Genomic DNA, 4,736 nt, shown 5'->3' with positions numbered 1-4,736 from the left:
AGATTATTTCTCACTATATTTTTAATGAGGTACAGCCAATTGTTCATCGGCTACCTGAACATGATCGGCAACAATTTTGCGGAATGCATCACCTTCAATTGTTTCCTGTTCTACTAGCAAATCTACTAAACGCTCCAAAACTACGCGGTTTTCTTCCAACAGTTCTTTGGCCTTAATGTAGGAATTGCTAACAATTTCGCGCACTTGTGAATCAATTTTGGCAGCAATTTCCTCAGAATAGTCTGATTTATTCATCCAGTCGCGTCCTAAAAATACCTCTCCACTCTGATTTTCCAAGGACAACGGGCCTAATTCTGACATCCCGAAGCGTGTCACCATCTGCCGCGCCATCCCTGTCACGTGTTGCAAGTCATTGCTTGCACCTGTGGTCACTTCTGGCTTCCCAAAAACAATTTCCTCGGCGGCGCGACCACCCAAAGTAGCAGTAATCCTCGATTTGAGTTGGGAACGAGAAATTAACCCCTGTTCTTCGTTGGGAGTAAACCAAGTTAATCCCAGTGCTTGTCCCCGTGGAATTAATGTAACTTTCTGCACAGGATCGTGGTCTTTGAGCAATGTGCCTACTAAAGCGTGTCCAACTTCGTGATAGGCAATCAAGCGCTTGCTCTTACTGTCTACTAAGGCGGTACCTTCCATACCTGCAACAACTCGGTCTACAGCAGCATCAATTTCTAAAAGGGTGACGGCTTCTTTACGTCTTCTAGCAGTAAGAATAGCGGCTTCGTTGAGTAAGTTAGCTAAATCTGCACCAGTAAAACCAGGAGTGCGGCGAGCGATCGCTTCTAATGATACGCTAGGATCGATTTTCTTATTCCGCGCGTGGACTTTCAAAATTTCTAGTCGCCCTTTGAGATCGGGTGGATCGACCATCACTTGTCTGTCAAAGCGTCCCGGTCTGAGTAATGCTGTATCTAAAACATCTGGGCGGTTTGTGGCAGCAATAATAATGATGCCTGTGTTACCTTCAAACCCATCCATTTCGGTGAGCAGTTGGTTGAGGGTTTGTTCGCGCTCGTCGTTACCGCCACCGATACCAGCACCCCGTTGTCTACCTACTGCGTCAATTTCATCGATAAATATTAGACAAGGGGCATTATCTTTGGCTTTCTTGAAAAGGTCACGCACGCGAGATGCACCCACACCTACGAACATTTCCACAAATTCTGAACCAGAAATACTGAAGAATGGTACACCGGCTTCACCTGCGATCGCTTTTGCTAGTAAAGTTTTACCAGTACCAGGAGGGCCAATTAACAGCACTCCTTTGGGAATCCGTGCGCCTACAGCAGTAAATCTTTCTGGCTGTTTCAGGAAAGTCACAACTTCTTCGAGTTCTTCTTTAGCTTCTTCAACCCCGGCGACATCTTCAAACTTCACTCCAGTTTTTGCCTCCATTTGGAAGCGAGCTTTGGATTTGCCGAAATTCATCGCTTGGCTAGAAGCATTAGTAGAGCGTCGGAGGAACAATAGCATTAAAGCTACCAGTGGCAAAATCCACATCAAATTAATCAACAGCCCAACAGCAGCTCGACTGTTCGCAGAGGAAACTTCGCCAAAATCAACATTCTTGTCTTTGAGAATGTTGACTAACTCTGTGTTTTGCGCCAAAAGTCTCACCTGTTGCGGTGGTGTATTATCTTTTTGTCCCTTAAGATAAACCTTTGCTAGCTGTTCGGTTTCGTCTAACTCTACTTTCTCGACTTCTCCCGCCTTCACTTTCTTGATCAAGTCGCCATAATTTAGCGAGGCGGTTTCTGCCTTTTGTGCCATGACAGGAGTACTTCCGAAAATTCCTGGCAACATAATCAAACTAGCAGCAATTGCACCAACCCAAGCAACGCGCTTTGAGGACTGCCTTTTTATCAATGCTTTTTTTCCCGAATTTGTCATAATAATTACCCTTTGTCTGCTGGCACAAGTTAAGCGCTGGTTTTATGCCTATTCTTCTATCAAAAATTGTAATAACTGGAAATTACACTTTTCTTATCTAGTCTAACTTCCACACAAAAGCATTCCCAAGTTTCTTCAGGCTATTACATAAAGTTGTGCAAGGGTATCTAGTATGCAGCTGTTAAGACTGGGCATTTGGTACAAGGGGCAGAGGGGAAAGGCTTACTGCTACTTCTCCCCTGTTCCCCTGCTCCCCTGCCTCTTGTGCCCAATCCCCAGTAGATATTAATTTGACACATTCCAGCACAAATCGCTAAGATAAACATAGTCATAACGATTCCGCTTTTTAACAAATCTGACAATAGTAGCTAGTTAATAGTTTATGGGTTAATTATGGTGAAAATTATTGGCATTGGTGGTAGTTTAAGACCCAACTCTTATACCCAGCTTGCTTTAGAAGTCGCAGCGCAAAGAGTTGAAGCTTTAGGTGCAGAGGTAGAAATTCTCGATTTACGGCAGTTGCAGCTACCATTTTGCACTGGCGCAAAGGAGTATCCAGAGTATCCAGATGTTCAGCGGTTGCAAGAAACAGTTAGTCAGTCCGATGGGTTAATTTTAGCTACACCTGAGTATCATGGTGGCGTTAGTGGTGTCCTAAAAAATGCTCTGGACTTAATGAGCTTCGATCAACTATCTGAGAAAGTAGCAGGATTTATTAGTGTTTTGGGTGGTCAGTCTAATAGCAACGCTCTAAACGAACTACGGTTAATTACCAGATGGGTGCATTGTTGGTCTATCCCTGAACAAATTGCGATCGGACAAGCTTGGGGTGCGTTCAGTCCTGAAGGCAAACTAGTAGATGAGAAACTATCTCAAAGATTTGATCAATTTGCTCAAAGTTTAGTTGATAACACTCGCAAGCTGCGGGGCGTAAATTAATTGTAGGGTGGGTCTAGCTTTGCCCACCCTCGTCAACTCAAAACTTAATGATGATGGTGGTGATGATGGTGATCTCCAGCGAGTTGGGGATTAACTGCCAAAGGTTGTTCTGATAACAACTCTGCTATATGAGTATCAGCCCATTGCGCCACCATTGCCAAGAATTCTGGGCGATCGTTGACGCAAGCCATTTGCACGTAGTTCGTGCCAGGATGCTGTTTTTCCAAAGCATGGATGATATGGTGTACATCCAATAGAGTTTCGTGGTTTTCTGTAGCAAAGCCAATTGGCATAAAAATTACCACTTTTGCACCCAATTGAATCAGGTTATTTGCAGCTTGCTCTGCATTTGGCTGCGTCCAATCAATTAAGGGTGTGTCATGATTGAGCCAACCCACCGAGATTAACGGATAGCGGTTAATCAACTTATCCCGAACCAAGTCGTACATTGCTTCACTTTCGGCAATCCCAGAAGTAAAGCCTTTAGCTTTGTGGGGACAGCCGTGATTCATTAAGACAATACCGATTTGAGAAGGTAGATAAGCACCTGCTAACTCAGCAATTTTTTCCTCAACCAGATGAGCCATTAAATCGATGTAGGCTGGTTCGTTGAAGAAAGAAGGAATGTAGCGCTGTGCTTTAACCCAGTGTTCTTCACCATCAGCCAACTCAACAAGAGCATTGTTAACTTGCTCGATCGCAATCCCACTGGTAAAGATAGAATCAACAACCAGCAGTGGGTAAATCAGCAACTTCTCGAAGCTTTGGTTTTTGATTTCTGCTAAAACTTGATTGGGTAGGAAAGGGGCGCAGAAGTTAAAAGCTTTGAAAACTTGAACCTTATCACCCCATTTTTCTTGTAAATTCTTCTCAATCCCAACCCGTTGCTGTTCAAAGATGGCATTGTGTGGGGAGATAAAATCGTGGTGTGTGTGTCCCCACTCATGGCGGTCAAATAATGCCAAAAGCTTTGCCAGAGGCGGATAAATCCAGGTTGGTACCGGTGCGAATTTTGCTGTCAGTAGATTTAAAGCCTGTTCGTTATAGTTGGCGAAATCTTCGTAGCTTTCGACTTCGCCGTAGCCCATAAGCAGTACGGCTACACGGTCTTTACCTGATAGATGCTCGTGGGTGTGTTGTACTTTTTCCGGCGTGGCAACCACAATTAGTTCCTCAATATAACCAGAGTGCAGAGAGATTTGGAGTTAGGGAATAGTTTGCACTTTTTCCCTACTAGTAACTTATTATCCCATCCAGGGGGATAGGATAGGTGGCAAAATCAAAAGAATACATCAAAAGACATATTTTGATTATTACTGTACTGTATAGATAAAAACACTTTAACTAAATAAATGTGCTTTAAGTCGGGAGCTATCCAAGCTTGTCAAGCTTCCCCAGACATTAGGACGGACTTACGCACGAGTTACAAAATAGCATACTTGCCGCAGTCTATCACAGAGGCACAGAGGACACGCAGAAATTGACAATGCACATCTGCGTGCCCATACGATGGGATGTTTTTTCACTGGAAGTCCCTAAACGGCGTCTTTTGAAGGGTAATTTAGGAGGATCTAAAAAGTTACTAGGCTAAACCAGTAGTTATAAAACACGCTTTAACAGTCTAATTGCTATACAAAGTAGATAAGCTGAAAAAAGCATTTACCAGACCTTGAAAATTAGTAACGGCACAATAAAACTAAACTAAGTAAATCAAGATAAATTAGGCTATAACTCTCTTTGTTCCTGCTTCTTGACTCCTGCCCCTTGCCCTATCTCAACTACAAATATTTACGTCGGCTTCCTTATTTATGGGCTTTATATATTAGTTTTGATGATGATTGTTAAATATATTTATTGCAAATTTGAGAGTCAGTCTTGTATGATTT

3 protein-coding genes are annotated in these 4,736 nt (G+C 43.1%); 1 reads left to right on the top strand and 2 read right to left on the bottom strand.

Translation table 11 applies throughout. The features are described from left to right. Positions 1-21: 21 nt before the first annotated feature. On the bottom strand, positions 22-1,911 hold the full coding sequence (ftsH, locus tag IQ229_RS13500; protein ID WP_194044458.1) for an ATP-dependent zinc metalloprotease FtsH: 1,890 nt from the start codon (positions 1,909-1,911) through the stop codon (positions 22-24). 393 nt (positions 1,912-2,304) lie between these two features. On the opposite strand from ftsH, the gene IQ229_RS13495 reads away from it, so the two are divergent. Further along, positions 2,305-2,850, top strand: coding sequence for an NADPH-dependent FMN reductase (locus IQ229_RS13495; RefSeq protein ID WP_194044452.1), 546 nt, complete (start codon positions 2,305-2,307; stop codon positions 2,848-2,850). 44 nt (positions 2,851-2,894) lie between these two features. Here the strand turns inward: IQ229_RS13495 and IQ229_RS13490 are convergent, their stop codons facing one another. Continuing rightward, entirely contained in the window at positions 2,895-4,013 is a 1,119-nt protein-coding gene (locus tag IQ229_RS13490) for a ferrochelatase (RefSeq protein ID WP_194044450.1), read from the bottom strand. Between the last annotated feature and the right edge of the window lie 723 nt (positions 4,014-4,736).

Origin of the sequence: Nostoc cf. edaphicum LEGE 07299 (assembly GCF_015207245.1) — a bacterium.
Classification (GTDB): Bacteria; Cyanobacteriota; Cyanobacteriia; order Cyanobacteriales; family Nostocaceae; genus Nostoc; species Nostoc edaphicum_B.
The sequence above is the reverse complement of the archived record's forward strand: the minus strand, read 5'-3'. Positions and strand labels throughout refer to the sequence as shown.